This is a genomic window from Candidatus Paceibacterota bacterium, from assembly GCA_030583745.1.
Classification (GTDB): Bacteria; Patescibacteriota; Minisyncoccia; order Phycocordibacterales; family BOKC01; genus BOKC01.
Map to the genome: position 1 here is coordinate 241,448 of CP129473.1, position 25,200 is coordinate 266,647.

At 39.7% G+C, this 25,200-nt stretch carries 32 protein-coding genes; 26 read left to right on the plus strand and 6 right to left on the minus strand.

The features are described from left to right. The first annotated feature begins 46 nt into the window (after positions 1–46). Positions 47–415 carry a hypothetical protein gene (locus QY304_01230; protein ID WKZ26706.1) on the plus strand — a complete coding sequence of 123 codons (369 nt, stop codon included), beginning with the start codon at positions 47–49 and terminating at the stop codon, positions 413–415. Positions 416–456: 41 nt separating this feature from the next. On the opposite strand, the gene QY304_01235 is transcribed toward QY304_01230, so the two are convergent. After that, complete coding sequence (locus tag QY304_01235) at positions 457–1,332, minus strand: hypothetical protein (GenBank protein WKZ26707.1); 876 nt, start codon at positions 1,330–1,332, stop codon at positions 457–459. Between the two features lie 56 nt (positions 1,333–1,388). Continuing rightward, a complete protein-coding gene (locus QY304_01240; GenBank protein ID WKZ26708.1) occupies positions 1,389–1,808 on the minus strand; it encodes a hypothetical protein in 420 nt (139 codons plus the stop codon). Between the two features lie 13 nt (positions 1,809–1,821). Between QY304_01240 and QY304_01245 the strand changes: the two genes are divergently transcribed. From QY304_01245 to ychF, 4 genes are all read left to right on the plus strand, one after another. Continuing rightward, complete coding sequence (locus QY304_01245) at positions 1,822–2,817, plus strand: bifunctional phosphoglucose/phosphomannose isomerase (protein ID WKZ26709.1); 996 nt, start codon at positions 1,822–1,824, stop codon at positions 2,815–2,817. 57 nt (positions 2,818–2,874) lie between these two features. Next, entirely contained in the window at positions 2,875–3,663 is a 789-nt protein-coding gene (locus QY304_01250; protein WKZ26710.1) for an ROK family protein, read from the plus strand. Between the two features lie 72 nt (positions 3,664–3,735). After that, positions 3,736–4,011, plus strand: coding sequence for a hypothetical protein (locus QY304_01255; GenBank protein WKZ26711.1), 276 nt, complete (start codon positions 3,736–3,738; stop codon positions 4,009–4,011). 98 nt (positions 4,012–4,109) lie between these two features. Then, positions 4,110–5,114, plus strand: coding sequence for a redox-regulated ATPase YchF (gene ychF / locus QY304_01260; protein ID WKZ26712.1), 1,005 nt, complete (start codon positions 4,110–4,112; stop codon positions 5,112–5,114). A 213-nt stretch (positions 5,115–5,327) separates the two neighbouring features. Here the strand turns inward: ychF and QY304_01265 are convergent, their stop codons facing one another. After that, on the minus strand, positions 5,328–5,639 hold the full coding sequence (locus tag QY304_01265; GenBank protein WKZ26713.1) for a hypothetical protein: 312 nt from the start codon (positions 5,637–5,639) through the stop codon (positions 5,328–5,330). A gap of 153 nt (positions 5,640–5,792) precedes the next feature. On the opposite strand from QY304_01265, the gene QY304_01270 reads away from it, so the two are divergent. Then, a complete protein-coding gene (locus tag QY304_01270) occupies positions 5,793–6,092 on the plus strand; it encodes a hypothetical protein (protein ID WKZ26714.1) in 300 nt (99 codons plus the stop codon). Between the two features lie 141 nt (positions 6,093–6,233). Here QY304_01270 and QY304_01275 read toward each other — a convergent pair whose 3' ends face one another. Both QY304_01275 and QY304_01280 read right to left on the minus strand, forming a co-directional pair. Next, positions 6,234–6,554 (minus strand): hypothetical protein, encoded by a 321-nt coding sequence (locus tag QY304_01275; GenBank protein ID WKZ26715.1) that lies wholly within the window; start codon positions 6,552–6,554, stop codon positions 6,234–6,236. Between the two features lie 148 nt (positions 6,555–6,702). Then, positions 6,703–7,008 carry a hypothetical protein gene (locus QY304_01280; GenBank protein WKZ26716.1) on the minus strand — a complete coding sequence of 102 codons (306 nt, stop codon included), beginning with the start codon at positions 7,006–7,008 and terminating at the stop codon, positions 6,703–6,705. Between the two features lie 40 nt (positions 7,009–7,048). On the opposite strand from QY304_01280, the gene QY304_01285 reads away from it, so the two are divergent. The 10 genes from QY304_01285 to QY304_01330 all read left to right on the plus strand — a co-directional run bounded on the left by QY304_01285 (position 7,049) and on the right by QY304_01330 (position 16,997). Then, positions 7,049–7,969, plus strand: coding sequence for a DUF5671 domain-containing protein (locus QY304_01285; GenBank protein WKZ26717.1), 921 nt, complete (start codon positions 7,049–7,051; stop codon positions 7,967–7,969). Positions 7,970–8,071: 102 nt separating this feature from the next. After that, a complete protein-coding gene (locus QY304_01290; GenBank protein WKZ26718.1) occupies positions 8,072–10,447 on the plus strand; it encodes a class I tRNA ligase family protein in 2,376 nt (791 codons plus the stop codon). Positions 10,448–10,499: 52 nt separating this feature from the next. Beyond that, complete coding sequence (locus tag QY304_01295) at positions 10,500–11,552, plus strand: sigma factor-like helix-turn-helix DNA-binding protein (GenBank protein ID WKZ26719.1); 1,053 nt, start codon at positions 10,500–10,502, stop codon at positions 11,550–11,552. A gap of 42 nt (positions 11,553–11,594) precedes the next feature. Further along, positions 11,595–12,854 (plus strand): hypothetical protein, encoded by a 1,260-nt coding sequence (locus tag QY304_01300; GenBank protein ID WKZ26720.1) that lies wholly within the window; start codon positions 11,595–11,597, stop codon positions 12,852–12,854. 1 nt (position 12,855) lies between these two features. Next, the gene (mltG, locus tag QY304_01305; GenBank protein ID WKZ26721.1) at positions 12,856–13,902 is read left to right on the plus strand and encodes an endolytic transglycosylase MltG; all 1,047 of its coding nucleotides are present in this window, start codon (positions 12,856–12,858) and stop codon (positions 13,900–13,902) included. A 6-nt stretch (positions 13,903–13,908) separates the two neighbouring features. Further along, positions 13,909–14,736 carry a restriction endonuclease gene (locus QY304_01310; protein WKZ26722.1) on the plus strand — a complete coding sequence of 276 codons (828 nt, stop codon included), beginning with the start codon at positions 13,909–13,911 and terminating at the stop codon, positions 14,734–14,736. An 8-nt stretch (positions 14,737–14,744) separates the two neighbouring features. Beyond that, positions 14,745–15,221, plus strand: coding sequence for an MgtC/SapB family protein (locus QY304_01315; protein ID WKZ26723.1), 477 nt, complete (start codon positions 14,745–14,747; stop codon positions 15,219–15,221). A 117-nt stretch (positions 15,222–15,338) separates the two neighbouring features. Continuing rightward, positions 15,339–16,088, plus strand: a complete 750-nt coding sequence (locus QY304_01320) for a PD-(D/E)XK nuclease family protein (protein WKZ26724.1) — start codon at positions 15,339–15,341, stop codon at positions 16,086–16,088. 46 nt (positions 16,089–16,134) lie between these two features. Then, the gene (locus QY304_01325; GenBank protein ID WKZ26725.1) at positions 16,135–16,383 is read left to right on the plus strand and encodes an MGMT family protein; all 249 of its coding nucleotides are present in this window, start codon (positions 16,135–16,137) and stop codon (positions 16,381–16,383) included. Further along, complete coding sequence (locus QY304_01330; protein ID WKZ26726.1) at positions 16,380–16,997, plus strand: uracil-DNA glycosylase; 618 nt, start codon at positions 16,380–16,382, stop codon at positions 16,995–16,997. The genes QY304_01325 and QY304_01330 overlap by 4 nt, the downstream gene beginning before the upstream one ends. Before the next feature lie 8 nt (positions 16,998–17,005). On the opposite strand, the gene QY304_01335 is transcribed toward QY304_01330, so the two are convergent. Beyond that, a complete protein-coding gene (locus QY304_01335) occupies positions 17,006–17,551 on the minus strand; it encodes an NAD(P)H-dependent oxidoreductase (GenBank protein WKZ26727.1) in 546 nt (181 codons plus the stop codon). Positions 17,552–17,638: 87 nt separating this feature from the next. On the opposite strand from QY304_01335, the gene QY304_01340 reads away from it, so the two are divergent. From QY304_01340 to rplQ, 10 genes are all read left to right on the plus strand, one after another. Next, positions 17,639–19,333, plus strand: a complete 1,695-nt coding sequence (locus QY304_01340) for an alanine--tRNA ligase (GenBank protein WKZ26728.1) — start codon at positions 17,639–17,641, stop codon at positions 19,331–19,333. A gap of 35 nt (positions 19,334–19,368) precedes the next feature. Next, positions 19,369–20,493, plus strand: a complete 1,125-nt coding sequence (locus tag QY304_01345; GenBank protein WKZ26729.1) for a hypothetical protein — start codon at positions 19,369–19,371, stop codon at positions 20,491–20,493. A gap of 37 nt (positions 20,494–20,530) precedes the next feature. Then, positions 20,531–21,844: a hypothetical protein gene (locus tag QY304_01350; GenBank protein WKZ26730.1), complete on the plus strand. Its 1,314-nt coding sequence runs from the start codon at positions 20,531–20,533 to the stop codon at positions 21,842–21,844. Positions 21,845–21,956: 112 nt separating this feature from the next. Then, positions 21,957–22,175 (plus strand): translation initiation factor IF-1, encoded by a 219-nt coding sequence (gene infA / locus QY304_01355; protein ID WKZ26731.1) that lies wholly within the window; start codon positions 21,957–21,959, stop codon positions 22,173–22,175. A 53-nt stretch (positions 22,176–22,228) separates the two neighbouring features. After that, the gene (rpmJ, locus tag QY304_01360) at positions 22,229–22,345 is read left to right on the plus strand and encodes a 50S ribosomal protein L36 (protein ID WKZ26732.1); all 117 of its coding nucleotides are present in this window, start codon (positions 22,229–22,231) and stop codon (positions 22,343–22,345) included. Positions 22,346–22,356: 11 nt separating this feature from the next. Continuing rightward, complete coding sequence (rpsM, locus tag QY304_01365) at positions 22,357–22,740, plus strand: 30S ribosomal protein S13 (protein ID WKZ26826.1); 384 nt, start codon at positions 22,357–22,359, stop codon at positions 22,738–22,740. Between the two features lie 40 nt (positions 22,741–22,780). Further along, positions 22,781–23,209: a 30S ribosomal protein S11 gene (gene rpsK / locus QY304_01370; protein ID WKZ26733.1), complete on the plus strand. Its 429-nt coding sequence runs from the start codon at positions 22,781–22,783 to the stop codon at positions 23,207–23,209. A gap of 11 nt (positions 23,210–23,220) precedes the next feature. After that, positions 23,221–23,841, plus strand: a complete 621-nt coding sequence (gene rpsD / locus QY304_01375; GenBank protein WKZ26734.1) for a 30S ribosomal protein S4 — start codon at positions 23,221–23,223, stop codon at positions 23,839–23,841. 42 nt (positions 23,842–23,883) lie between these two features. Then, positions 23,884–24,828 (plus strand): DNA-directed RNA polymerase subunit alpha, encoded by a 945-nt coding sequence (locus QY304_01380; GenBank protein ID WKZ26735.1) that lies wholly within the window; start codon positions 23,884–23,886, stop codon positions 24,826–24,828. 14 nt (positions 24,829–24,842) lie between these two features. Then, on the plus strand, positions 24,843–25,190 hold the full coding sequence (rplQ, locus tag QY304_01385) for a 50S ribosomal protein L17 (GenBank protein WKZ26736.1): 348 nt from the start codon (positions 24,843–24,845) through the stop codon (positions 25,188–25,190). Positions 25,191–25,200 lie beyond the last annotated feature (10 nt).

Consider the following 25,200-nt stretch of genomic DNA (forward strand, 5'->3'; position numbering starts at 1 on the left):
CTGAAGGCAAAGAAGGGAGGATTCTGTGGGGCGCCCGACAGCAGAAATGATCAAGATCGCAAACAGATTCAATGCCCAGATGGAAAGGGGAAGCAGGCCGACCAAAAGGAAGTCGAGGAAAAACAAACCAGGGAATGGGGGTAGGGGTCTAGTCAAAGTGGAGAAAGATTCGCCAGAGTGGAACAGAATCTTGGTGATTCTGGAAAAAACCTGGGCCGGATACATGGGCTTGCACAACGCCGGCGGACACGCTGAATCCAGAAAAAACCAGTTGTTGAATTCGCTTGAGAGAGGGAATCCGGTCTCAAACAAAATCATGAGGAACTTCCCAACAGGAATCCAACAGGAGATCAAGGCCATACAAAAGGGGGAGTGGACACCGGGGATGCACCTTGAAAAGGTGCTGAACACATAGAACGATCGAGGCGCAGGTAAAAACAAACCTGCGCCTTCTTTTTAACTATTTGACTTAACGAAATTTAACAACTTCAAACAACCTACTTTGTTCTCGGCACCAGCGGTTAATCGAATTAATGGTTCGGTATTTGAAGCTCGTAAGTTGATAAAACTGTCCTTAAAAACCAAACTTATTCCATCTCTTCTCTCAATTTTTGCTTTTTTGATTATTGCAATTTTTTTAGCTTCCTGCTCATAGATTTTGAAATCGGCATTTTTAATTTCAATCGCTTGGATTGAAAAAACAGGCAAGCTTTTTAGAAATTCAGACAATAACCCATTTTGAGAAATAAAATTACACATTTTTATCAAAGCCAACATACCGGAATCAGCATAAAAGAAATCTTTGAAATAAAAGTGACCGGAGTATTCGGCCGAAACATTGGCCTTGTGTTTTTGCATTTCCGTTTTCACGTAATAAGAACCGACTTTTGAAGGCAGTAAATCTTTGCTCGAAAAAATTTTAAGAAGTCGGAGAGATTGATAAACTAGTTCATCAGCCACAAAAGGCGGTCTAGAGGCCTTGAATAAGACTATCGAAGTTAAATAGGAGGGAAGCGTCTGGCCTTTGTCGTCTATAAAAAATATTCGATCGGCGTCGGCGTCGAAAACCGCGCCCAGATCGGCTTTTTCTTTCAAAACTCGTTTAGAAGCTTCTTCCATCGCGCCTTGCGCCAATGGATTCGGACCATGAGCTGGAAAATTACCGTCGGGCTTTTGGTTTATAAGAATTAATTTTATTTTCGAATTATTTTTAAAAGTTTCTCTTAAAATCGGTCCAGCAGTGCCGTTCGAAGCGTCGCAAACCACCTTTAGAGGCCGATTTACTTTTAAGTGTTTCTTTAAAAATTTTACGTAAAGTTGCAAGTAAGTCATATTTTTAGGATGATATAGGATATTAGGGCTTTAGAAATTTTCCTAGCGTCTAGTGCCTAAATCTTAACGCCTTCTATTATTCTTTCTATTTCTTTCCCCCCAATCATTCTGGCTTTTTTGCCGACAATTTTAAAACCACCGTATTCTTTTGGATTGTGAGAAGCTGTAACCATCGCACCGCCAACCGCTTTGAAATAATTAACTAAAAAATAATACATCGGCGTAGTAGAGAGCCCCACTATTTCAATCTTAAATTTTTTTTTGGTCTGCGTTGTCGTTTTTTGGAACCCATTAAGAAAACTCTTGAATAGCTTCTTCGAGCTTAAACGCGCGTCGTAAGCAACAACAAAAGTTCCGCTTGCAAAATACTTAGCGCAGGTTTGGCCAATAACAAAAGCGGTTTTTTCGTCTAATTCAGACGGATAAACACCTCGAATATCGTAAGTTTTAAATATTTTATTGTTTATTTGAGACATCTAACTTAAAAATATGCTTTTCAAATGGTATGCTATTATCATGCAAGAATCAATAAGAAATTTTGCCGAGCAATTTAACTTTGAGCCGACAATTGAAAATTCCGATAATCTAAAACCGGCTAAAAGTTTTGTAGTCGGCGGTATGGGGGGCTCGCGCCTGTCAGCAGAAATTTTAAAAGCGATTTCCGAAAATTTGGACATAACTATCCATAAAAATTACGGCCTGCCGTTACTCGCCAACAAAAATCCAGAAGAAATTTTATTTATCGCAAGTTCCTTTTCCGGCAATACCGAAGAGACGATAGATTTTCTGGAGAAAGCTCTTGCGCAAAAATTAAACACAGCAGTCATCACTAAGGACGGCCGACTTTTGGAAATTGCTCTGGAGAAAAAATTGCCTTTCATAAAATTGCCGGATTCCGACATTCAGCCGAGAATGGCTCTGGGGTGGTCTTTAATGGCTCTCTTGAAACTGACCAGTCCTAACCTATTACCAGAATTAAAAGAATTAGCCAGAATTTTAAATCCACTCAATTTTGAAGACCAAGGTGAAGAATTGGCGGAAAAGATAAAAGGCAAAATACCAATAATTTATGCTTCGGAGAAAAACAGAGCAATTGCCGAAATTTGGAAAATAAAATTTAACGAAACGGCAAAAATTCCGGCTTTCTTCAATATTTTTCCCGAATTAAATCATAACGAAATGACGAGCTTTGATTACACTCCTGAAAACCGAGAACTTTCCGAAAATTTTTTCTTCATTTTTATAAAAGACGGCGACGACCACCCGCGAATCCAAAAGAGGATGGAGATAACGGCAAAAATGCTCAAAGACAGAAAGTTGTCTATAAATGAACACCAAATCCAAGAATCAAGGTCTGTGGCAATTTTCAATTCGCTTTTGCTCGCCGATTGGACAGCGCTTAATATTGCCCGCCTCTATAACGCCGAGCCAGAGCAAGTGCCAATGGTAGAAAAATTCAAGAAACTTTTAACAAATAACAATTAACGTTCAACATAAAATTAATCAGTTTGTAATTTAGTTATAAGTTATTAGAAATCTATCATGTATATTCTCTTTGACCTCGGGAAAACCAATTTAAGAGTCGCTGGAACTTCGGACAAGAAGAAGTTTTTCGGCCAGAAAATTTTAAAAAGTCCAAAGACCTTGGAAAAGGCGGTGGATTTGATTATTGAAGAATCAGAAAAAATTTCAAAAGGCAAAAAAATAGAAGGTTTTGCCGGCGGGGTAACAGCCGTCTTAGACAAAAGCCGGGGAGAAAAAACCGCTTCACTTCTTAAGAAAAAAACCGACAGGCGCGCCTTAATCACCAATGACTCGGCTTTGGTTGGATTGGGCGAAGCCAACTTTGGTGCTGGCAAGAATTTTTCAATCGTCCAATACATCACGGTCTCAAGTGGCATCGGCGGAACACGGATTGTGGATAGCCAAATTGCCAAATCAGCTTTTGGTTTTGAACCAGGCAATCAAATTATTGACTGGAGAAAAAAAATAAAATTAGAAGACATCGCTTCCGGCACCGCCATAAGAAAAAAATACAAAAAAGAGCCGAAAGAAGTCCTATCGCCTAAGGTGTGGCGCGATTTGTGCCAGCCGCTTTCCGTCGGTATTTATAATTCAATTTTACACTGGATGCCGGATGTCGTGGTTTTAGGCGGTTCAATGATAACCGGCAACCCAGCAATACCGATTAAAGGCATTGAACAGGAACTTAAAAAAATAAACAAGGTTCTGCCTAAACTACCACCACTCAAAAAAGCCACTCTCGGTGATTTCGGCGGGCTTTACGGCGCTCTAAATTTACTTGACAAAAACCTTGACTTTTTCGGCTGATATATTATTTTAAAAGTAGAAGAAAGTGTGCCCCAACCCAAAACCCGCCCGCAAAGAAAGGAGGTAGAAATCATGAGCGAGAATGGAGACGGTCTTAGAGCTCTACAAGAGTACGCCGAGCGCAGAAGAGAGCGTGAGGCCAAGGAAAGAGCGCTTGCGTCTCTCAAGGCAGAGCTTGCAGAAGCTGAAAATAGAGACGAGGACAACACCTTGACTCAAGAACTCCAGACGCAAGTTAGAGAGGCCGAGCTTGAAATCAGAACTCTGAACGAGGAGTGCATACAGCTCAACAGAGTCTTTCGTTCAGACCCGGTCAAGGCAACCAAGATAGCAAGGGAGAGCTCGTGATGGCGACTTGCAATAAAGTCAGTCGAGAGGGGAACACAAGCCGGTAACGTCCAAACAGACGATGCCGGCTTTCTCACTTCCAAAATTTTAAAACTTTTATGAAAATCGGAATTGTCGGTCTTCCAAATGTAGGGAAAAGCACGCTTTTTAACGCCTTGACCAAAAAATCGGTACCGGCTGAGAATTATCCCTTTTGCACCATTGACCCTTCGGTCGGCGTAGTTGCCGTTCCCGACGAGCGACTGGACAAACTTTCAGAATTCTCAAAATCAAAAAAGACAATTCCTGCTGCCGTTGAATTTGTTGATATTGCCGGCCTGGTCAAAGGCGCCTCTATCGGCGAAGGTTTAGGGAATAAGTTTTTATCGCACATCCGCGAGGTGGACGCTATTGCCCAGGTCGTCAGAAACTTTAAAGACGATAAAATAACTCACGTGGAAGGCAAGATTGAACCGCTCTCCGACATTGAAATCATAAATTTAGAACTTGTTATGGCCGACCTTGAAACGGTCAATAAACGATTAAGCAATATTGAAAGGGAAGCGAAAACAGGATCCGCCAGTCGGTTAAAAGAAGTAATTTTTGAAAAAGAAATTTTGTTGAAATTGAAAGCTGATCTTGAACAGGGGAAAGCGGCAAGACAGATTGAATTGAATGAAAAAGAAAAATCAGCAATCAAAGGTCTTCATCTGCTTTCAATCAAACCGACGCTTTATGTTTTAAACGTTTCGGAAGCTGGAGATAGGTCGCTCTCTGATCTGTCTAAAATTCCCGGAGAATATCTGGAAATTGACGCGATTTTCGGCAAAGGTTTGGACGAATTTATTAAAAAAAGCTATGAGCTATTGAAGCTAATCACTTTTTTCACAACGGGCGAAGACGAGACCCGCGCTTGGACCATAAAACAAGATTCAACTGCGCCAATCGCCGGCGCGGCCATCCACAGCGACTTCCGCGATAAATTTATTCGCGCCGAAGTTATAAATTGGCAAAAGCTGTTGGAAGTCGGTTCCTATGCCGCCGCTCGAGAAAAAGGACTTATTCGTACTGAAGGAAAGCAATACATAGTTCAAGACGGAGATGTCGTAGAATTTAAAATCTAAACCCGAATGAGTTTAGATTTTAAATTCGGAGATCCTGAGGGAGCGCTTGCGCGAGTCGAACGGATCGTAGAATTTAAAATTTGATGGGATGCCTGCCCCATACCAAGCTCTGCTTTGGTATGGGGTGATTGAGTTTAAGGTTAAAAACAAAAATGAAAAACCCCGACCGAAATCGGGGCTCATCGTCAAAGCATATCGATGAAAGCTTGTGCTTCAGACCTTGATCAGGACAGCCACCAGAACGTGGTTGATCGTGGGTTCGTGGCCGAAGTTGGGCGTACCGTCCTTTCGCTTGTAGGCGACAGTGACGACCTTCCAACCATCATTGATCAGCAGGTCCATGAGTTCGTGAGGGCTGATGTATTCACGCTCTTCCCCTCCCTTCCGAAAGAAGGGGTTGCTGACGTTGCTGACGTCTGTACGAATCTCGACGCATCCCTTCACATCCGTGGCGTTCACCTTCTGCGGTTCCACCAGATGGAGGAGATGGTCGCCTTCCAACACAGTGGGTTCTGACTTCGTCATTTTTCTACTCCTCGGCCTAAGGCCGTGTATGTATCAGCAAGTCCACAACAAGGAACTCGCTCTATTATTAGCTTATCAAGAAATAAGTAATTTGTCAAGTATTTTGATTGACAATTTAATACCAATATGCTATACTATACAAAGTAGGACGTAATGATAATCCCTGACCTGAACGAAAAACGAAAGGAGTATTCCATGAAGATGTGGAATTCGAAAAAGGAAGTGAGAGAGGAGCAGGTCGGAACGATGATCCTGATCATCGGGATGTGGTGTGGATTCATGCTCATGTTCCCACTGTGGTGTGTGCAAAAAGCACCCTCACTGTGGTGGACATTCATTCCCACAGCTGTCATCATCGGTGGGGTCGTCAAATACGCGTGTGTGATTCATCGGAAACATCCGTATGTGCTCGTAATGAAAAAGGAGCAATACGGACGGTTGTTTCCTGATTAATCAGTAATCAGGCCCACCCACCATCTCAACACGGAAAATTCACGTCGCGAGAGGTGGGTTTTCTGTTAAATAAAGATGGTGGTGCTATAGAGTTTAAGGTTAAAAACAAAAATGAAAAACCCCCACCACTCTGGGCGGGGGTCAGCGGACGAAAGTCTCGCAAATGTCTGAGGCCTGAAAATCCGGAGGATCCAGGCCGAACTCTTTGCATTTTTCAATCAACCTCCTCTTGGCTTCATTGAAGTTGGCCTGGAATTGATCTTCTAGCTTCTTGTCAGACTCTGGAAGCTCTCTGAAACCGCCTATCTCTTTGTCCCAAGCCCTGCGGAATCGGCCTGTACAAAGCATGATCGCCGACTCAAGCACCCGATCCCAAAGCGGCTTTAAAACCTCCGGTCTCCTAAAGCACTCATCCTTTAGGTTCTCCAACACCACGGACCAATCAACTTCATTCTCGCTCATTAGTTCTCTCCTTCTTTGATGTTTACGTGTCTATCAACTTCTTGAGCCCACTTTTGGACATCAGTCCTATTATATCCTATCATATCTCTCCACGATGTGTCAAGTTCTGAATTTTTCATAAGGCGGGCTAGAATATTTAGCTGATCAATTAAAGCGTTGTGGGCAAAACTGCGGCTCTCGTCTCCAATCTCAACATCACATCTTTTGGAGTTTCCTCATTTGTTTTATTAAAAGCAAAAACAGTTTGAATATAGTTCGCAATACTTTCTTGAAGAGCTTGAAAATTATCCTCTATATCCTCGCGGGTCTGTTCGGAAAGGGAATCGGGCAGGTTTTTTATACAACTTTTCAAATCCTCGTATATTTTGGCTTCTTTGCCAAGCTCCTCAAGACCGACAGTTTGAGTTTGCTCGCGATGCAGTTTTCTCCAACTATTCCCTAAAAAATCTTCCATAATTGTGTAAATTTTACCAAAAAATGCTAGAATTGGAAATATGAAAACCTCACCAAAAGATTTCTTTTTGCATCTTGGCGTTATTGCGACGCTTTACGCCATAGCAGTCGCTTTTATTAATCTGGCCTGGCGAGTCATTGACCACCTTTTCCCGCGAGAAGATTTTTATTATGGATTTTATGAATCAAGTTTGAGCGGACCAGTCGCAACTTTGATTGTCGTTTTTCCGATTTTTATAATTCTGTCTTGGCTTTTAAACAGGGAATACAAAACTGCGCCAGAAAAAAGAAATTCTTGGATTAGAAAATGGCTGGTTTATATCACCCTCTTTGTCGCCGGCATTGTCATCATTGTGGACTTGATTGTTGTCCTGATTGCTTTCTTGGGCGGGGAAATAATAACTCTAGGATTTATATTGAAAGCTCTGTCGGTGCTTTTTGTGGCTTTGGCAGTTTTCGGCTATTACATATCTGACCTGCGCGACAAAACTACACCGAAAAGAAACAAGGTGTTTGCTTGGATTTCCGGTTTGATTATTCTGGCTTTGATTGTTGCCGGATTTTCCATTATGGGCTCGCCTAGAACCCAGCGTCTTTTGAGAATTGACCAAAATAAAGTTAATGACTTGCAAAATATTCAGTGGCAGATTGTAAATTTCTGGCAACAAAAAGGAGAGCTACCGGAAGCTCTTGCCGATTTGTCTGACCCGATTTCCGGTTTTGTCGTGCCGAAAGACCCACAAAGCGGGGAAGAATACGAATATCGTATTTTGAACAAACCTTTGTCTTTTGAACTTTGCGCCGAATTTAATTTATCCTCAAGAAAAAATGGGGTAAACACGATCGCGATGCGTCCGTTAATGCCTGAAGCTATCGGGGTAAAGGAAGATGTCTGGACTCACGAAGCGGGCCGTTATTGCTTTGAACGGACGATTGACCCCGAACTTTATTCGAAAAGATAAAAACATGTCAAGGACTCCCCTTGCCATGCTGGCAAGGGGAGTCCTTGGAAAAAAGTTTTTTTGCTAATAGTTTGTTTCTCTTGTATTATTTTCAAAAGTTATATGAAAGAATACGACCACAAGAAAATAGAGAAAAAATGGCAGAGAGAATGGGCTAAAAGTAAAATTTATAAAACCACCGATAAAAATAAGGGCAAGAAAAATTTTTATACTCTAGTAGAAATCCCATATCCTTCAGGCAATCTTCATGTCGGGCACTGGTATGCCTTTTCAGTGCCGGATATTTTCGCTCGCTACAAAAGAATGTCGGGCGAAAATGTCATGTTTCCGATAGGGTTTGACGCTTTCGGTCTTCCGGCAGAAAATGCGGCGATAAAAAAAGGATTGAACCCGCGAAAGTGGACTTACGACAATATCAAATACATGGAAAACCAGCTCCAAAGCATGGGGGCTTCTTTTGATTGGTCTCGCAAAATCATCACGGCAGATCCAGAATATTACTGCTTTACGCAATGGATGTTTACGGAGTTTTTTAAAAAAGGTTTAGCTTATCAAAAGAAAACTCCAGCAAATTGGTGCCCGAGTTGTAAAACTGTGCTCGCTAACGAGCAAGTGGTGGATGGAAAATGCGAACGCTGTGACAGTGAAGTTGAAAAAAAAGAAATTCTGCAATGGAATTTAAAAATTACTGACTACGCGGAAAGACTGTTAAGCGGTTTAGATAACTTGTCTTGGCCGGAGCCAATAAAAAATTCGCAAAGAAATTGGATAGGAAAAAGCGACGGCGCTGAAATAGAATTTCAGCTGTTAGCTGCTAGCTTTCAGAAAAATTCCAAACTAAAAGCTAAAAGCCAAAAGCTAGCAGCTATAAAAGTCTTTACAACACGTCCGGATACGATTTTTGGAGCAACTTATCTAGTGCTTGCACCAGAACACGAATTTATACAAGAACAAATCACAAATAACGAGTCACAAATAACGAACAAATCTGAAATTCAGAAATACGTTGATCAATCGAAAAAAAAGACAGAAATTGAAAGAACGGCGGAAGGAAAGGAGAAGAGTGGCGTTGAACTTAAGGGAATAAAAGCCATAAATCCGGCAACAAAAGAAGAAATTCCGATCTTCGTTGCAGATTATGTTTTGTCCGGCTATGGCACCGGCGCAATTATGGCCGTGCCAGCTGATGATAAAAGAGATCAGGAGTTTGCGGAGAAATTTAATTTACCAATCATAAAAGATTACACCCCTGCCGGTTTTGAAGACTTCGGAAAAAAAGTTGTTAAATATAAACTCCGCGATTGGGGAGTGTCACGCCAGAGATACTGGGGCGTGCCGATTCCGATCATTCACTGCGAAAAATGCGGTCAAGTTCCGGTGCCAGATAAAGATTTGCCTGTGAAATTGCCCGAAATAAAAGATTATCTGCCTCGCGACGACGGCAGGTCGCCACTTGCCAAAGCAGAAAAGTGGGTGAATGTTAAATGTCCAAATTGCAAAGGAAAAGCGGAAAGGGAAACTGACACGCTTGATACTTTTGTTGATTCTTCGTGGTACTTCCTCCGTTACACTGATCCAAAAAACAAAAAAGAATTCGCTTCAAAAAAGAAAATGGAAAATTGGATGCCGGTTGATTTCTATTCCGGCGGGGCGGAACACAACACAATGCATCTTCTGTATTCACGTTTTTGGCAAAAAGCTTTGTATGATTTTGGTTTAGTAAAGGACGAAGAGCCATACAAAACGCGCATGAACCGTGGGCTGATTCTAGGGCCGGACGGCAACAAAATGAGCAAATCAAAAGGCAATATCGTTGATCCGGACGAAATAGTGCGAAATCTTGGCGCGGACACTATCAGAATGTACCTGGCTTTCATCGGTCCATTTAATGAAGTCGGCTCTTTCCCATGGTCAACAGATGGAATTGTTGGCGTCCGCAGGTTTTTGGAAAAAGTTTGGAATTTAAAAAACAAATTACAAATTACAAATGACAAAACACAAAAAAAACCAAATCCAGAAATTGAAAATTTAATGCATCAGACAATCAAAAAAGTTGGGGAAGATATTGAGAGCTTAAAAATAAACACCGCTGTAAGTCAACTTATGATTTTTGTAAACGCTTTAACAAAACAGGAAAAAATTTTCAGAAAAGAATTCGAAATCCTACTCGTACTACTTGCGCCATTCGCTCCGCATTTGACTGAAGAATTGTGGCACAAACTTGGCAATCCACGTTCTATCCATCTGACCTTATGGCCAAAATACGATCAGTCCAAAATACAGGGGAGTAAAACAAAAATCGGTATCCAAATTGACGGAAAAATAAGAGACATTCTGGAAGTAGAGAATGATGCTTCAGAAGATGAGATAAAATCAAAAGCCCTTGAGTCGGAGGCAGTAAAAAAGTGGCTGGCGAATAGAGAAGTCAAAAAAATAATTTATATCAAAGGCAAGATTTTGAGTATTGTATTGACTTAAAAAACCAAAGGTGCTAAAGTATCGTTCATAATTTGATAATATTTTTTAGATTATGCCAACACAAACAAGTCATACAAATAATACGCTTAGCTTTGACCCGAAAGAGTTGAATCAAAAACTCTTGGCCATTATGCCCAAAAGAGCGGCTAATATTCTGACCCTAAGATTTGGTCTTGGAAAAAGCCCTAAAAAGTTGACTCTCGAATCTATTGGCCAAAAATATGACATTACTAGAGAAAGGGTCAGGCAGGTTGAAGAATACTCATTAAAATTCATCAGAAAATCAAAAGAATACGAGAATGAGGCATCGGCCTATGAAGAGCTGAAAAAAGCGCTTAAATCATTCGGTGGAATTGTCAAGGAAAATGATTTTCTAGAACATATCTCCAAAGACAAGAGCGTCCAAAACCATGTCCATTTTATGCTTGTGATATCTCATCATTTCAAAAAGATGAAAGAGGATGAAGAATTTCACCACCGTTGGCATATTGAGCCGGAATTAGCCGACAAAATCCACAACGCCCTAAAGAAGTTATATGAAAATCTAGAAGATGAAAAAATAGTTCCTGAATCAGAGATTGTAAAAATGTTCCTTGAACACATCCAAGATGTATCCGAGGAATACAAGAACGAAGAAATTGCCAAAAGGTGGCTCACACTTTCAAAGAAAATTGGCAAAAATATGTTGGGTGATTGGGGCAAAGCCAGTTCCTCAAACATCAGAACAAAAGGCATAAAAGATTACGCTTATCTTGTGGTCAGGAAACACGGCTCACCTCTCCATTTCAGGGAAGTTGCCAAATTGATAGAAGAAACTTTCAAGAAAAAAGCTCATGCCGCTACAACCCACAACGAACTTATAAAAGATAAAAGATTTGTCCTAGTCGGCAGGGGACTTTATGCCTTAACCGAGTGGGGATACACCCCGGGCATTGTCCGAGATGTAATAAAAGAAGTTATAGAAAAAGAGGGCCCCCTACCAAGAAAAGAAGTTATAGAAAAAGTCTTAGAAAAAAGACACGTTCAACCAAACACCGTATTAGTAAATCTACAAAATCCAAAGTTTTTCAGAAAAGATAAAGAAGGAAGATACTCTGTTGTTTAAACGGTATTGGCGAAATAAACATGTTGGGCTAAAATATAGCTCATGGTTGAAATTTTTAACCAATTCTCTCTCGTATTTTCACAATCTATAAAAATAACGTTTTTCGCTTTGGTTATTGCAAGCCCTTTTCTTTTGGGCTTTCTTTTTTTCAGCTCTTGGCTTAGATACATACGGACTCGTTATATTTTCAAACAAGAATACGTGCTTCTTGAAATAAAAATGCCAAGAGAAATAATCAAGTCTCCAGTAGCAATGGAGATATTTTTGATGTCCCTTTACCAAACGGGAGCGGTAACTTATACCGATACTTACATCCTCGGCAAGATAAAGCCGTGGTTTTCGCTGGAAATTATTTCACAAGGTGGGGAAGTCAGATTTTTCATCTGGGCGCAGGCAAAATACAAGAATCTGATTGAAACCCAGATTTACGCCCAATATCAAGATGTGGAGATATATGAAGCCAACGACTACACAACCGCTGTCAAACATGATCCAAAAAATATGATAATGTGGGGGACTTATTACGGTCTTAAAGAAAAGGATGTCTATCCGATAAAAACTTATATTGACTACGGATTGGAAAAAGAGACAAAAGAAGAAGAATACAAAGTTGACCCATTTGCTTCAGTCATAGAATATCTCGGCTCAATGAAAGAGGGAGAACAGGTGTGGATTCAGATTTTAATCCAAGCTCACAAAAAAGAGGGCTTGAGAGAGGGACGATTATTTAAAAAACAGAATTGGAAAAATGAGGCCCAAAAAGAGATACAAAAAATACAAGCAGACATGATGCTTGATTCAGCTCACATGAGAATGATGACGGAGATGGAAAAAGAAAAGATAACGGCAATTGAAAGAAGTTTGGGTAAATTTGCCTTTGACTGCATGATAAGAGCTTTTTACATCAGTAAAAAAGAGTCCTTTAACGAAATTGCAATACCTGGTCTCATAGGTAGCATAAGGCAATATAATTCAAACAACCTGAACGGCTTTCAGCTCGGACTATATACCGACCACACCGACAATGAAAAAGATTGGATAAATATTGGAAGTATTTTTTTTCCGCCTTTAAATAAAATGATGGACAAAAGGAGGTCAAAACTGGAATACCAAATGCTTGAAGCATATAAGATGAGATCGTTTTTCCAACCTCCATATAAAAATTACCGCACCAAGCCATTTATCCTAACAACCGAAGAACTCGCAACCATATATCATTTCCCAGGCAAAATCGCTTCCACCCCAACCTTATCAAGAATTGGCTCACGTAAAGCCAAACCGCCACCAAATTTGCCAGTCTAAGATGCAAATCAACAATCTCAAACAATTAAAAGAGAGAGTGAAATTATCTATTAAAAACTTTTTAAATCGATATTTTTCTGCTTGGCGAAAAAAGAAAACAAAATTCGTCATAGCGCATTTTGGTATTTTGGCTTTGGTCGCTTTTTTATTTTTCTTCAATGCTTTTTTTGCCGCACCAACAAACTTTCCAGAGTCATCAATTTTTTCTGTTCAAGGTGGCGAAACTTTAAACCGAATATCTTTTGGTCTTCAAGAAGAAAACATTGTCAAATCAGCTTTTTGGTTTAGAAACGCCGCGATCCTACTAAGGGGGGAGAGAGGAATTAAATCCGGCGAATACTTTTTCAACCAGCCAGAAAACGCTTTTGAGGTTGCAAAAAGATTAAGAGACGGGGACTTCGGATTATCACCAATCAGAATTACGATTCCCGAAGGGTTAAATGTTTTTGAAATAGCAGAAATTCTGGCCACAGAACTTCCAGAATTTGATAAACACCATTTCGTAAAAACAGCACAAGAAAGTGAGGGGTTTTTATTTCCGGATACCTATTTTTTACCGCCAAATGCAAAAGTTGAGTTGATAATAGACGTAATGCAAAGAAATTTTCAGCAAAGAATTTCAAAGATAGAAGATATGCTAAAAGATTTCGGCAAGCCGATAGAGGAAATCATCAGCTTGGCCTCGATAGTAGAGACCGAGGCCAGAGATCCGGAAACTCGGCGTATCATTTCCGGTATACTTTGGCGCCGACTTGAAATCGGCATGCCACTTCAAGTCGATGTGACCTTCAAATATATAAACGGAAAAAATACTTACCAACTGACAAGCGAGGATTTAAAGATAGATTCACCATACAACACTTATGTCTACGCCGGTCTACCACCGACCCCGATTGCCAACCCCAGCATCGACGCGATTTTGGCGGCAATTGAACCGGTTGAGACAAAATTCTTGTATTTTTTGTCTGACAAACTCGGTAATATGTATTACGCTGCGACTCATGAAGAACATGTTTTAAACAAAAGAAAATATTTAAATTTACAATAATTTAAAATGACAAAAATTTTAAAAGCAGACAGACGGTTGGAAGATTTTGACAAAGAAAAGCTAATTAATTCTTTGATCAATTCCGGCGCCAACCAAGGTCTCGCTGTAGAAATAGCAGAACACATACAAAGAGAGCTGAAAGACGGAATGAGTTCCGACCAAATCTCCAAGCACTCGGCATTTTTATTGGAGAAACATTCGAAAAAAGTAGCCGTCAGTTATTCTTTAAAAAACGCAGTGTTAGCGCTCGGACCGTCTGGGTTTCCTTTTGAAAAATTCATCGCTGAAATTTTAAAAGAAAAAGGTTATCAAACTCTGGTTGGAGAAATTGTCACTGGCCAATGTGCCGAACACGAGCTTGATGTTCTGGCGTTCAATGAAAACAAACTTATTGCGATAGAGGCAAAATTTCACAATGAACACGGGATCAGAAGCGATTTAAAGGTGGCACTCTATGTTCAAGCCCGTTTTGAGGACCTGTTGCAGAAAGAATACGATTATGGAGGGAAAAGAAAATTCAATGAAAATTGGCTCATCACAAACACCAAATTTACTTCAAGCGCTTTTAAATACGGAAAGTGCAAAGGTATGACAATGATCGGCTGGAATTATCCCAAAGAGGGCAATCTGCAAGACATGATAGAAGATTCCGGTCTTCACCCCCTGACTTGCCTTACAACCCTAAGTCAAAAGCAAAAAATAGAAGCCCTAAAAAGCGGAGAGGTCTTGTGCAAAAAATTGCATAATAACGAAGGGTTGTTAAAATCTATAGGCATCAGTGGCGAAAAAATGGATGAAGTGAAAAGAGAAATAAATTTAGTTTGTGAAATTTAAAAATCAATATGGAGTTATTACAAGAATATATGCCTTATCTTCAGCTAATTCTGGCTTTAGCCCTTGGTGTTATTTTGGGGTTGGAGAGAACTTTTGCTGGCAAGGTCGCCGGTGTTAGAACTTTCGGTTTGGTTTCAATGGGCGCCTGTCTTTTAATCATCTCGTCTGTCTTGGTAAACCAAAACTTTATCGGCATAACAAATTTTGACCCAATGCGTCTTGCCGCCGGCATTATAACCGGCATCGGTTTTATCGGCGCCGGACTTATTATTCTCAAAGAAAACAAGCTTGAAGGTCTAACCACTGCCGCCGGACTTTGGGTGTCTTGTGGTATTGGAATCGCTGTTGGTTTTAAGCTTTTCGGATTGGCTGTCTTTGCCGCTTTCTTGGTATTTTTGACCTTTACCTTAATGTGGTTTGTTGAGGACAAATTCAGAAAGACAATTCAGAAAAATGCATCCGACTATCAAGGGCCAGAAATATAACTTTAAAAAGTGCCGACTAGAAACCAGAAAAAATTAAGCCGGTCAAAAATCGACCTTTTTATAGAGTGTCAGAGGTGTTTTTATCTAGACCAAAAACTCAAAGTTAAAAGACCTGGAATGCCGGCTTTCACCTTAAACAGCGCGGTCGACCATCTTTTAAAAAAAGAGTTTGACATTCATCGCGCCGGAAAACAAGCTCACCCAATGATGGAAAAATACGGCATCAAAGCCGTGCCGTTTGAGCACCCTGATTTGGAAAAGTGGCGACACAATTTTACTGGTATTCAATATCTGCATCCGGAAACCGGTTTTTTGGTTTTCGGAGCGATTGATGATGTTTGGATTAACGACAAGACAAAAGAACTCCACATCGTTGATTACAAAGCAACAAGTAAGAGTGAGAAGCCGAATTTGGAAGGCAGGTGGCAACAGGCCTATAAAAGGCAGATGGAAATTTACCAATGGCTGTTCAGGCAAAATAATTTTAAAGTTTCAGACACCGGCTACTTTGTTTATGTCAACGGACGGAAAGACGAAAAAGCATTTGATGGTCGGCTGGAATTCGATGTTGATATAATTTCTTACAAAGGCAACGACGGTTGGATAGAGAATACTCTTATTGAAATTGCTGAGACTTTTGAAAAAAAAGAATTACCGGAAGCGGCGGAAAATTGCGAACACTGCGCTTACAGAAAAAATTCCACTTTAGCTATAAAAGAATTATACGGAAATGTCGGCAAGTCAAAAATCCCGCCCGCACCCGAACACGCTCAAATAAAAAAAACTACTAAAAGTAAAAGGGGTGCGGAGAAGGAAAATTTGCCGGCCGATAAAATTCGAGAACCTAAAGATCAGACTTTGTTTTAGAAAGACCATTCTTTCGCCGAACAAAATTACGGGAAATAAAAAATTTATGAAATTCAAAGAGCGGGTTTTGAAAATCGTTTCAAAAATCCCAAAAGGAAAAACTTTAACGTACAAAGAAGTGGCCCGGAAAGCCCAAAGTCCTAGGGCTTTCCGGGCCGTGGGAAATATTCTTAATAAAAATTATGATCCAAAAATCCCATGTCACCGAGTAATAAAATCTAATGGCGAAATCGGGGAATATAACCGAGGTAAGAAGTTAAAAGTTTTCAAGTTAAAGAAAGAAAAGGCGATATGAAAGAGCCAGAAAAAGAGAAAACAGAACGGTTTGAACAAATGAAAAAAATCAGGGACGAAGTGGTGGATTTGAAAAGGTCGCCACTTTATGAATTCAGAACTTCGGAAGGTAACGTACCGGTTATCGGGGAGGGAAGTCATTTTGCAAAAATAATGTTTATCGGCGAGGCACCGGGAAAAAATGAAGCAGCTACCGGTCGGCCTTTTTGCGGAGCATCGGGAAGAATTTTGGACGAACTTTTGGCAAGTATAAAAATTCCACGCTCCGAAGTTTACATAACCAACATAGTTAAAGATCGTCCGCCGGGCAATCGAGACCCGCTGCCGGAAGAAGTTGAACTTTACGGACCGTTTTTGGACCGGCAAATTAACATCATCCAGCCGAAAATCATTGCTACTTTAGGTCGCCATTCAATGGCTTACATTTTCCATAAATTTGATTTGGATTTTGAATTGGACACGATTTCTAAAATTCACGGAAAATCTTTTGATGTTAAGACCTCATTTGGCCAAATAAAAATCGTCGCTCTTTTCCATCCGGCCGTCGCTGTCTATGACGCCTCCAAGAAAGACGTCCTGAAAGAAGATTTCAAGATTCTAAAAGATTTAATTTAGTCCCTTTTCTAACTCCTGTTAGATTTTACAAAATCAATAAAAGTATCTATCGCCTTTTTTAGTCGCTCTTTTGTCGCCTCATCTGTAAGCTCGCCGTCAGCGCTAAATTTATCTTGAGCGGCAGAGAGATAAAATTCTGGCTGGCCGAGTACCCGAGCATCCAAGTATAAAAGAGCTTGTTTTAAGTTGTATTGCGAAAGTGCTGTTCCGATATTTCCAACAGTTGCGCCCAAAACAAGAACTGGTTTCCCGGCAATTGAATTTTTACCGTAGGGTCGGGAAAACCAATCTACGGCATTTTTTAGAGGCGCAGGAATTGTCCGGTTAAATTCCGGAGTAAAAAATATGATACCGTCTGCTTGCTCAATAACTTTCTTCAATTTTTCTGCCGACTTTGGAAAATCTTCTTCCAAATCTTGATTGTAGAGAGGTAAATCGGCTATTTCAGCTTCATTCAAGTTCACACCTTCGGGCAAGACTTGGCCAAACGCCTTAAAAAGCATCCTGTTATAAGAATCTTTGCGCAAACTACCGATAATACCGAGAAAATTCATTCTTTACATATTATCACTTTTTGGTCATTCCTGGAACAAGGGTCAACTTTTTTATTTGAAAAGACTAAATGATATACTTTTAAACGTATGACTTCCGGAGAAATTCGTCGAAAATTTTTAAATTTTTTTGAAAAAAGGGGGCACAAAATCATCCAATCTTCTTCTTTGATTCCAGAAAATGATCCGACCGTGCTTTTTACAACTGCCGGCATGCAGCAGTTTAAGCCATACTACCTTGGCGATAGCGACGCAATGAAAGATTTTGGATCGCTCAATACTGCGACAGTTCAAAAATGCATGAGAACATCCGACATTGATGAAGTTGGCGATGAGACACATCTGACTTTTTTTGAAATGCTTGGAAATTTTTCTTTCGGCGGATATGGAAAAAGAGAAGCAATTTCCTACGCTCATGAATTCATAACAAAAGACCTCGGTTTAGAAATTTCATACGTTACCATTTTTGAGGGCTCGCATGGCGTGCCGAAAGATGAAGAGTCAAAAGAAATTTGGCAGTCACTCGGCCTAACTAACATTCGAGAAGAGGGAATTGGAGACGTCTTCTGGGGACCAACCGGCTCCGGCGGCCCTTGTGGCCCGACAACGGAAATTTACTGTAAGAACGTGACCGGAAAAGATGTTGAAGTTTGGAATATTGTTTTCAACCAATTTTATTATCCAGGCAGCCGGGAAGAATTACTCTCTGGCGAAAGTGGAAAGGAATTAAAGCCGCTTGCTCAAATGGGCGTTGATACCGGAATGGGCCTCGAACGCCTCTCCATGATTTCCCAAAAAACTCCGACAATTTTCGAGACAGACTTATTTAACGGTTTTGTGGTTACCTTACCTGACAATTTACCGGAAGATAAAAAAAGGGTTTTGGCCGACCACGCCCGCTCAATAAGTTTTCTCATTTCAGACGGAGTCCGCCCGGGAAATAAAGGATCTGGGTACATTTTAAGGAGACTAGTAAGAAGAATTCTGGCGCAATTTGATATTGAAATCGTAAAGAATTCAATTAATTGGGTAACTGAGAAATACAAAGATGTTTATCGAGAACTTGACGGAGTTTTAATAATGGAAGTCATAAATGAAGAATGGAAGCAATTTAATCAAACGCTTGAGCTCGGCATGAAAGAGTTGGACAAACTTGAGAATGTAAATCCTGAATCTGCTTTCAAACTTTATGAAAGCTTTGGTCTGCCGTTTGAAATCATACACGACGAATTTCCCAACTTAAGCCGAGAAGAATTTGATAAAGAATTTAAGAAACACCAAGAAGTCTCCCGATCAGGACTGGATCAAAAATTTAAAGGGGGGCTGGCTGATGAGAGCGAGGAAACCATTAAGCTTCACACCACACACCATCTATTGCTCGCCGCACTCCAAAAAATTTTAGGGAAAGAAATTAAACAACGGGGAAGCAACATAACTTCCGAACGGCTGCGGATTGACTTCTCTTTTGAAAGAAAACTAACAGATGGGGAAAAACAAAAAATAGAGGACTTGGTAAATGAGTGGATTTCAGAAGGATTTGAAGTCGTTAGAAAAGAAATGAAAAAGGAAGAAGCCGAACAAATCGGCGCCGAAATGGAATTCGGCGCAAAATACCCGGATATGGTTTCGGTATATTTCATTCAAGATAAAGAAGGCAATACTATCAGCAAAGAATTCTGCGGGGGACCACATGTTAAAAACACCAACGAGCTAGGAAAATTTAAAATCAAAAAAGAAGAAGCGGTTTCGGCAGGAGTTAGGAGAATAAAAGCGGTATTGGACTAAAGTAGTAAAACGCTCTCATGTTATAATTGATAGAAATGGCAGCGCTTTGGAAAAGTAAAAATAAAGAGTGCGATTTGATTATTGATATCTCAAGCCACAGTGTCGGTGCTGTTTTGACAGATTTTCAAAACACAAAACCGAAAATACTTTTCAGCCGGAGATTATACCTTCCCCTAGGAACTCTTGCGAGAGAAGCTTTAGAGAAAAAAACTTTGGAAAGTCTAGAAATAATACTTGATAATCTGCTAAAAGAAGAAGTAGCTCCGAAGAATAAACAAATAAGAAAAATACTTTGCATAATGTCTGCCCCTTGGGTAGTATCCGGCGTTAATGAAATTTCAGCAAGAGAGGAAAAAGAAATTTTAATAACCCAAAAAACGATTGATGCCTTGCTCGGAAAAGAAATGAGCGAGAAAAAAATAATTACCCAAACCGCGGTTACCATTGAAAAATGGTTGACCCAAATAAAACTCAACGGTTATTTGATTAAAAATCCAATAGGCAAAAGAGCTCAAGATATCAAAGCCACAGCTTTTGAAAGCCGAGCAAGGACTGAATGGTTAGAAAAAGTAGAGAAAATAATTTTTCGACGTTTCCATCGCGAATCTTATTTCCATTCACACTCTTTCATCCTACTAAACGCTATTGAGCAATTATTTCCCGAAAACAAAAATTATCTCCTGATTGAAATCACGGGGGAGACAACCGAGTTAACTATTATCAAAAATGGAGTTATAAAAAGAATTTACAATTTTGGACTTGGCAAAAATATATTCTTGAAAAGTGTTGCTGAAAAATTTGGCGTTGAAGCCGATATCGCTCTCTCTTTCCTAAAAATCTATCAGGATAAGAAAGCTGAACAAAAATTCAGCAATGCAATAAGTGAGACTATAAGTATTGCCGAAAAAGATTGGATAAATTCTTTAAACAATTTTTTGGAAAATTCAAAAATCAAACCCCAAACCATATTTTTGTCTGTAGACCCATTGTTTGCCTCATTCTTCAAAAGTTATATTAGTAATTATCTGGGCAAAGAAGGCGAACGGAAAATAATTTCTCTTGGATCTGAAGCTTTGTCCCATTTTATAGATTTAAATGGCAACCAATATGATCCGACACTTGCGCTTGGCTTACTTTCTCTAAAACAAATACACAGCTAGAGATTGTGTTAATATTTTTTTAAGATAAAATTAGAATATGGCAAAACAGACCTTTCAAGATATCGTTCCACCCGAAAAAGAAAAGACTATTAGAAAAATTCCTCTCTCTAGGGAAAAGACCGATAACACTGAAGAGGAGAGAAGTGGCAGAATTCGGCTGGCTCGTACTTTGGCCGGTGGTTGGAAGGGTGGAGGACCCGACAAACAACTTAATTTCTCAAGAAAAAATAAATTCTTAGGCCTAGGAGTGCTGGTGGTTTTTCTAATTCTATTGTTCGGAATATTTGGAAGAAGCGGAGCGGAAGTACAAATTACTCCGAGACAAATTTCACACAACTTTGACTTGAGCTTAATAGCGAACCGTGAAGGGGAGAATTTAAGTTTTGAAATATTACAAATCAAAAGGGAAGCCGAAAAATCCGTTGAAGCCCAGGGGGAAGAAATGGTTGAAAGAAAGGCCTCGGGTGAAATCGTCATCTATAATAAGCACAGCACCAACCCACAGACCCTAATAAGAAACACCCGATTTGAAACTCCAGCAGGATTAATTTACAGGATCGAGGAAAGCGTAACGGTCCCCGGCATGACAGAGAAAGGTGGAGAAAAAAATCCTGGTCAAATAAGGGTCAAGGTCTATGCCGATGAGCCGGGCGAAAAACACAACATCGGACTGACAGACTTTACGATTCCAGGGTTTAAAGGCCTACCCCAATATGAAAATTTTTTCGCGCGAAGTGCAACACCGATAACCGGAGGGTTTGTCGGTAGAATGAAAAAAGTTGATGATCAAACCCTAAAGACAGTCAGAGAAGAAATTAGAAGCACGCTTGAAAAAACACTAAAAGAAACAGCGATCGAAGACTCAAATGACGAATTTATAATCCTAACCGAGTCTCTAGAAATAAGATTCAGTAGTCTACCCGAGCAAGAAAGTGGCAACAACATGGTAAAGATAAGAGAAAGCGGAGAAATCAGTGGAATAAAAATAAACAAAAAAGAATTGGAGAAAGTCTTGGTAGAATCAGCTCTTGGAAACCGAGACGAAACTGAAATAAAAATCCCGAACTTAAAAAAACTGGTCTACAAGATAACAGACCCGAAAGAATTCCATTCTTTGTCTGGCTTAAGTTCTGTGGTTTTTGAAATAAAGGGCACCGCCTCTCTTGCTTGGCAAATAAACCCGCTTACAATACAGGGAGAATTGGCGGGCAAAAAACAGAGAGATTTGAAAGATATATTGTCAAAATTCCAAGCCGTAGAACAAGCCACAGCCACCGTAAAACCTTTTTGGAAAAGAAGCTTTCCTTCAAATCCGAAAAAAATTGACATTCTGATAAAAGAACAAATCTAAAAAGCCCTTAATTGCTGGTGGAGAGCAAGATTCCATAATATAACCTTCGACTATTGACTCAAATAGCTATAATCTGCTAATATAGTCATCGTTATACCAAAATTTTAAATTGATGCCATCATCAAGTCCCAAGAGCACCCTGCAAGGAGTAGTCGTAGAAGCCCTACCAGACACCTTGTTTAAGGTGAAAATCGACAACCAAGACAAAGAACTTCTGGTATATTTATCTGGCAAGATGCGTTTATACAGAATCAGAGTGATGGTCGGCGACAAGGTTTTGGTTGAAATTGACCCTTACGGGGGTAAAGGACGGGTAGTTAAAAGAATTTAAATAAAGAAGAGTTGAAAAGTTTCAAATGAATAATTTGAAATTCGGATTTTTTTATGAAAGTTAAAGCTTCAGTCAAAAAAATATGCCCGAAATGCCAGATCGTCAGGAGAAAAAGACGTGTTTATGTAGTCTGTAAAAGTAATCCGAGACACAAACAAAGACAAGGTTAAAACATTTTAAAATCATGCGCATATTAGGTATAAACATCCCTGAAGAAAAAAGACTGGAAATCGGTTTAACCGTAATTTACGGCATTGGCCGCCCCAGAGCTAAACAAATCCTAAAAGAGGCGGGGGTAGATTTTGGAAAAAAATCAAAAGATCTAAAAACTGAGGAAGAAAACGCTATCAGAAAACTCGTTGAAAAATTCAAAGTTGAGGGAGATTTGAAAAGAAAAATTAGTGCTGACATAAAAAGACTTAAAGATATAAAAACATACAGAGGCACAAGACATTTAAGAGGATTACCGGTTAGAGGCCAGAGAACAAAAACAAATTCCAGAACGAGAAGAGGTAACGTCAGAAAGACAATGGGTAGCGGAAAGAGGGCTGTTGAGAAGAAGTAAAATTTGTTTTAAATTTAGAATTTGAAGTATTAAATAAACCATGGGAAAAAAGAGAATTATAAAGAAAACTGGAGCGCAAGAATCCGGACCAAAAACAAAAAATGTTTCGGTTTCCAAAAAAAATGTGGAGTACGGGGTTCTGCAAGTCCAATCAACCTTCAATAACACCTTGGTCAATTTGACAGACAACAAGGGTAATACTTTAGCGTGGAGTTCAAGTGGTGCCGTTGGCTTTAAGGGAGCAAAAAGAGGAACACCCTTTGCCGCAGCCAAAGTTGGAGAGTTTTTAGGCGAAAAAGCTCAAGCAATGGGAATAAAAGAAGTCGGGGTTGTAATCAGGGGCGTTGGTGCCGGCCGAGAATCAGCAGTGCGAGGTTTTATATCAAAAGGAATTAATTTGTCTTTCGTTAGAGACGAAACCCCACTACCACATAACGGACCAAGACCACCGAGACCAAGACGAGTTTAAAATAGAAAACTATGAAAATTGGACCAAAATACAAAATAGCTAGGAGACTTGGTGCGCCTGTGTTTGAAAAAACCCAAACACAGAAATTTACCCTTTCTCAAGCAAAAAAATCCGGAGGACAGAGAAATCGCAAACACATGAGCCAAATGACGGATTTCAACAAGCAGTTGAGAGAAAAGCAAAAAGCCCGATATTCTTACATATTGACAGAAAAGCAATTTTCGGGTTATGTTAAGATGTCCTTAAAACAAAAGACTGGGGACAAGGCCGGAAATCTTTTTGAAATTTTAGAGAGCAGACTGGATAACATTGTCTGGAGAGCTGGTTTGGCCTCAACCAAAATGGCCGCCAGACAAATCGTCTCTCACGGTCATATTTTGGTAAACGGCAAAAGAACAACTATTCCTTCACGCCAAATAAAAACAGGAGATAAAATCACAATCAGAAGCCAGAGCTTGGGAAAGGGTATATTTACTGACTTGGAAAAAAACCCTAATAAACAATCCATCCCGGACTGGATTGAGTTTGATATCAATAAAAAAGAAATAACACTGATTTCAAAACCTGATCTAAAAAAATCCGACAGTCTACTTTTTGACCTGAATTCGGTTTTGGAGTTTTACAGTCGTTAATTTCGTTAAATCAAATTAGTAGCAAGTAAATTTAAATATTTTATGATTTATCACGACATCGTCTTACCGTCAAAGCCAAAAATAATTTCAGAAGATGGAACTTCAGGAATATATGAAATAGACGGGCTCTATCCTGGATACGGACACACGCTTGGTAACTCTCTTCGAAGAATCATTCTTTCTTCTCTGCCGGGAGCGGCAATAACTTCAGTTAAAATTTCTGGAGCAGAACACGAGTTTTCAACCTTAAAGGGTGTGAAAGAGGACGTGATCACAATAATTTTAAATTTAAAGAAAATCAGAATAAAATTTTTGGCTGAAGGGGCGCAAACCATGCATCTGAAGGTCAAAAAAGAAGGAGAAGTGAGAGCTGGAGACATAGAGGTTCCAGGGCAATTAGAAATTATGAACACTGATCTTGTAATCGCACACCTGACCGACAAAAATACGACATTAGACATAGAAATGAACGTGGAAAGCGGTCTTGGTTATGTGCCAAAAGAAGTTTTACAAAAAGACAAGGTTGACATAGGAACAATCGCTCTTGATGCAATTTTTACACCAATCAGAAGAGTTAGTTACGAAGTTGAAAACATGCGCGTTGGTGACCGAACTGATTTCAACAGGTTGAGAGTTTCAATTGAGACAGATGGCAGTGTTACACCCAAAGCCGCACTTGAGAAATCAATAGAAATTATGATAAATCAATTAAAAGCCGTGGTTGGTTTCCAAGAAGAAAGAATTATGACCGCTGAAGAGAAACAGGAAAAATCTCCAGATGAAGATATTCTGAAAACTAAAATTGATTCTCTGGATATCTCAACAAGAACCTTAAACGCTCTATCAGCGGCAAATATCAAAACAATCGGCGGACTTTCAAAGAAAAAAGACAAAGACTTGTTAGAAATCGAAGGTTTGGGACCTAAGGGCGTAGAGGAAATTAAAAAAATCCTTGCCGAACACGGGCTAACCTTAAAACGAGGTTAAAATATTTTTACAACATGAGACATCACGACAGGAACAAAAAACTTGGTAGAGAAAAAAACCAGAGAGGGGCTCTAATGAAATCACTGGCTCGATCTTTGGTCTTGCATGAAAAAATTAAGACGACTGAAACAAAAGCTAAGGCCTTGAGACCATATGTTGAACGTCTGATAACCCAAAGCAAGAAAAACACAATTCCTGCAAGAAGAATGGTTGTCTCAAAAATTGGAACAGACGGCGCGAAAAAGATGTTTGATATCCTGGGACCAAAGTATAAAGAAAGAAGGGGTGGTTACACAAGGATAACAAAGTTACAAAGAAGAAATAGCGACGATAGCAAAATGTCTTTGATAGAATTAGTTTAATTTTTATATA

Bases quoted from the DNA above. Each gene is read 5' to 3' on its own strand.
- QY304_01230 (WKZ26706.1), top strand. From the start codon at position 47: ATGATCAAGATCGCAAACAGATTCAATGCCCAGATGGAAAGGGGAAGC.
- QY304_01235 (WKZ26707.1), bottom strand. From the start codon at position 1,332: ATGACTTACTTGCAACTTTACGTAAAATTTTTAAAGAAACACTTAAAA.
- QY304_01240 (WKZ26708.1), bottom strand. From the start codon at position 1,808: ATGTCTCAAATAAACAATAAAATATTTAAAACTTACGATATTCGAGGT.
- QY304_01245 (WKZ26709.1), top strand. From the start codon at position 1,822: ATGCTTTTCAAATGGTATGCTATTATCATGCAAGAATCAATAAGAAAT.
- QY304_01250 (WKZ26710.1), top strand. From the start codon at position 2,875: ATGTATATTCTCTTTGACCTCGGGAAAACCAATTTAAGAGTCGCTGGA.
- QY304_01255 (WKZ26711.1), top strand. From the start codon at position 3,736: ATGAGCGAGAATGGAGACGGTCTTAGAGCTCTACAAGAGTACGCCGAG.
- ychF (WKZ26712.1), top strand. From the start codon at position 4,110: ATGAAAATCGGAATTGTCGGTCTTCCAAATGTAGGGAAAAGCACGCTT.
- QY304_01265 (WKZ26713.1), bottom strand. From the start codon at position 5,639: ATGACGAAGTCAGAACCCACTGTGTTGGAAGGCGACCATCTCCTCCAT.
- QY304_01270 (WKZ26714.1), top strand. From the start codon at position 5,793: ATGATAATCCCTGACCTGAACGAAAAACGAAAGGAGTATTCCATGAAG.
- QY304_01275 (WKZ26715.1), bottom strand. From the start codon at position 6,554: ATGAGCGAGAATGAAGTTGATTGGTCCGTGGTGTTGGAGAACCTAAAG.
- QY304_01280 (WKZ26716.1), bottom strand. From the start codon at position 7,008: ATGGAAGATTTTTTAGGGAATAGTTGGAGAAAACTGCATCGCGAGCAA.
- QY304_01285 (WKZ26717.1), top strand. From the start codon at position 7,049: ATGAAAACCTCACCAAAAGATTTCTTTTTGCATCTTGGCGTTATTGCG.
- QY304_01290 (WKZ26718.1), top strand. From the start codon at position 8,072: ATGAAAGAATACGACCACAAGAAAATAGAGAAAAAATGGCAGAGAGAA.
- QY304_01295 (WKZ26719.1), top strand. From the start codon at position 10,500: ATGCCAACACAAACAAGTCATACAAATAATACGCTTAGCTTTGACCCG.
- QY304_01300 (WKZ26720.1), top strand. From the start codon at position 11,595: ATGGTTGAAATTTTTAACCAATTCTCTCTCGTATTTTCACAATCTATA.
- mltG (WKZ26721.1), top strand. From the start codon at position 12,856: ATGCAAATCAACAATCTCAAACAATTAAAAGAGAGAGTGAAATTATCT.
- QY304_01310 (WKZ26722.1), top strand. From the start codon at position 13,909: ATGACAAAAATTTTAAAAGCAGACAGACGGTTGGAAGATTTTGACAAA.
- QY304_01315 (WKZ26723.1), top strand. From the start codon at position 14,745: ATGGAGTTATTACAAGAATATATGCCTTATCTTCAGCTAATTCTGGCT.
- QY304_01320 (WKZ26724.1), top strand. From the start codon at position 15,339: ATGCCGGCTTTCACCTTAAACAGCGCGGTCGACCATCTTTTAAAAAAA.
- QY304_01325 (WKZ26725.1), top strand. From the start codon at position 16,135: ATGAAATTCAAAGAGCGGGTTTTGAAAATCGTTTCAAAAATCCCAAAA.
- QY304_01330 (WKZ26726.1), top strand. From the start codon at position 16,380: ATGAAAGAGCCAGAAAAAGAGAAAACAGAACGGTTTGAACAAATGAAA.
- QY304_01335 (WKZ26727.1), bottom strand. From the start codon at position 17,551: ATGAATTTTCTCGGTATTATCGGTAGTTTGCGCAAAGATTCTTATAAC.
- QY304_01340 (WKZ26728.1), top strand. From the start codon at position 17,639: ATGACTTCCGGAGAAATTCGTCGAAAATTTTTAAATTTTTTTGAAAAA.
- QY304_01345 (WKZ26729.1), top strand. From the start codon at position 19,369: ATGGCAGCGCTTTGGAAAAGTAAAAATAAAGAGTGCGATTTGATTATT.
- QY304_01350 (WKZ26730.1), top strand. From the start codon at position 20,531: ATGGCAAAACAGACCTTTCAAGATATCGTTCCACCCGAAAAAGAAAAG.
- infA (WKZ26731.1), top strand. From the start codon at position 21,957: ATGCCATCATCAAGTCCCAAGAGCACCCTGCAAGGAGTAGTCGTAGAA.
- rpmJ (WKZ26732.1), top strand. From the start codon at position 22,229: ATGAAAGTTAAAGCTTCAGTCAAAAAAATATGCCCGAAATGCCAGATC.
- rpsK (WKZ26733.1), top strand. From the start codon at position 22,781: ATGGGAAAAAAGAGAATTATAAAGAAAACTGGAGCGCAAGAATCCGGA.
- rpsD (WKZ26734.1), top strand. From the start codon at position 23,221: ATGAAAATTGGACCAAAATACAAAATAGCTAGGAGACTTGGTGCGCCT.
- QY304_01380 (WKZ26735.1), top strand. From the start codon at position 23,884: ATGATTTATCACGACATCGTCTTACCGTCAAAGCCAAAAATAATTTCA.
- rplQ (WKZ26736.1), top strand. From the start codon at position 24,843: ATGAGACATCACGACAGGAACAAAAAACTTGGTAGAGAAAAAAACCAG.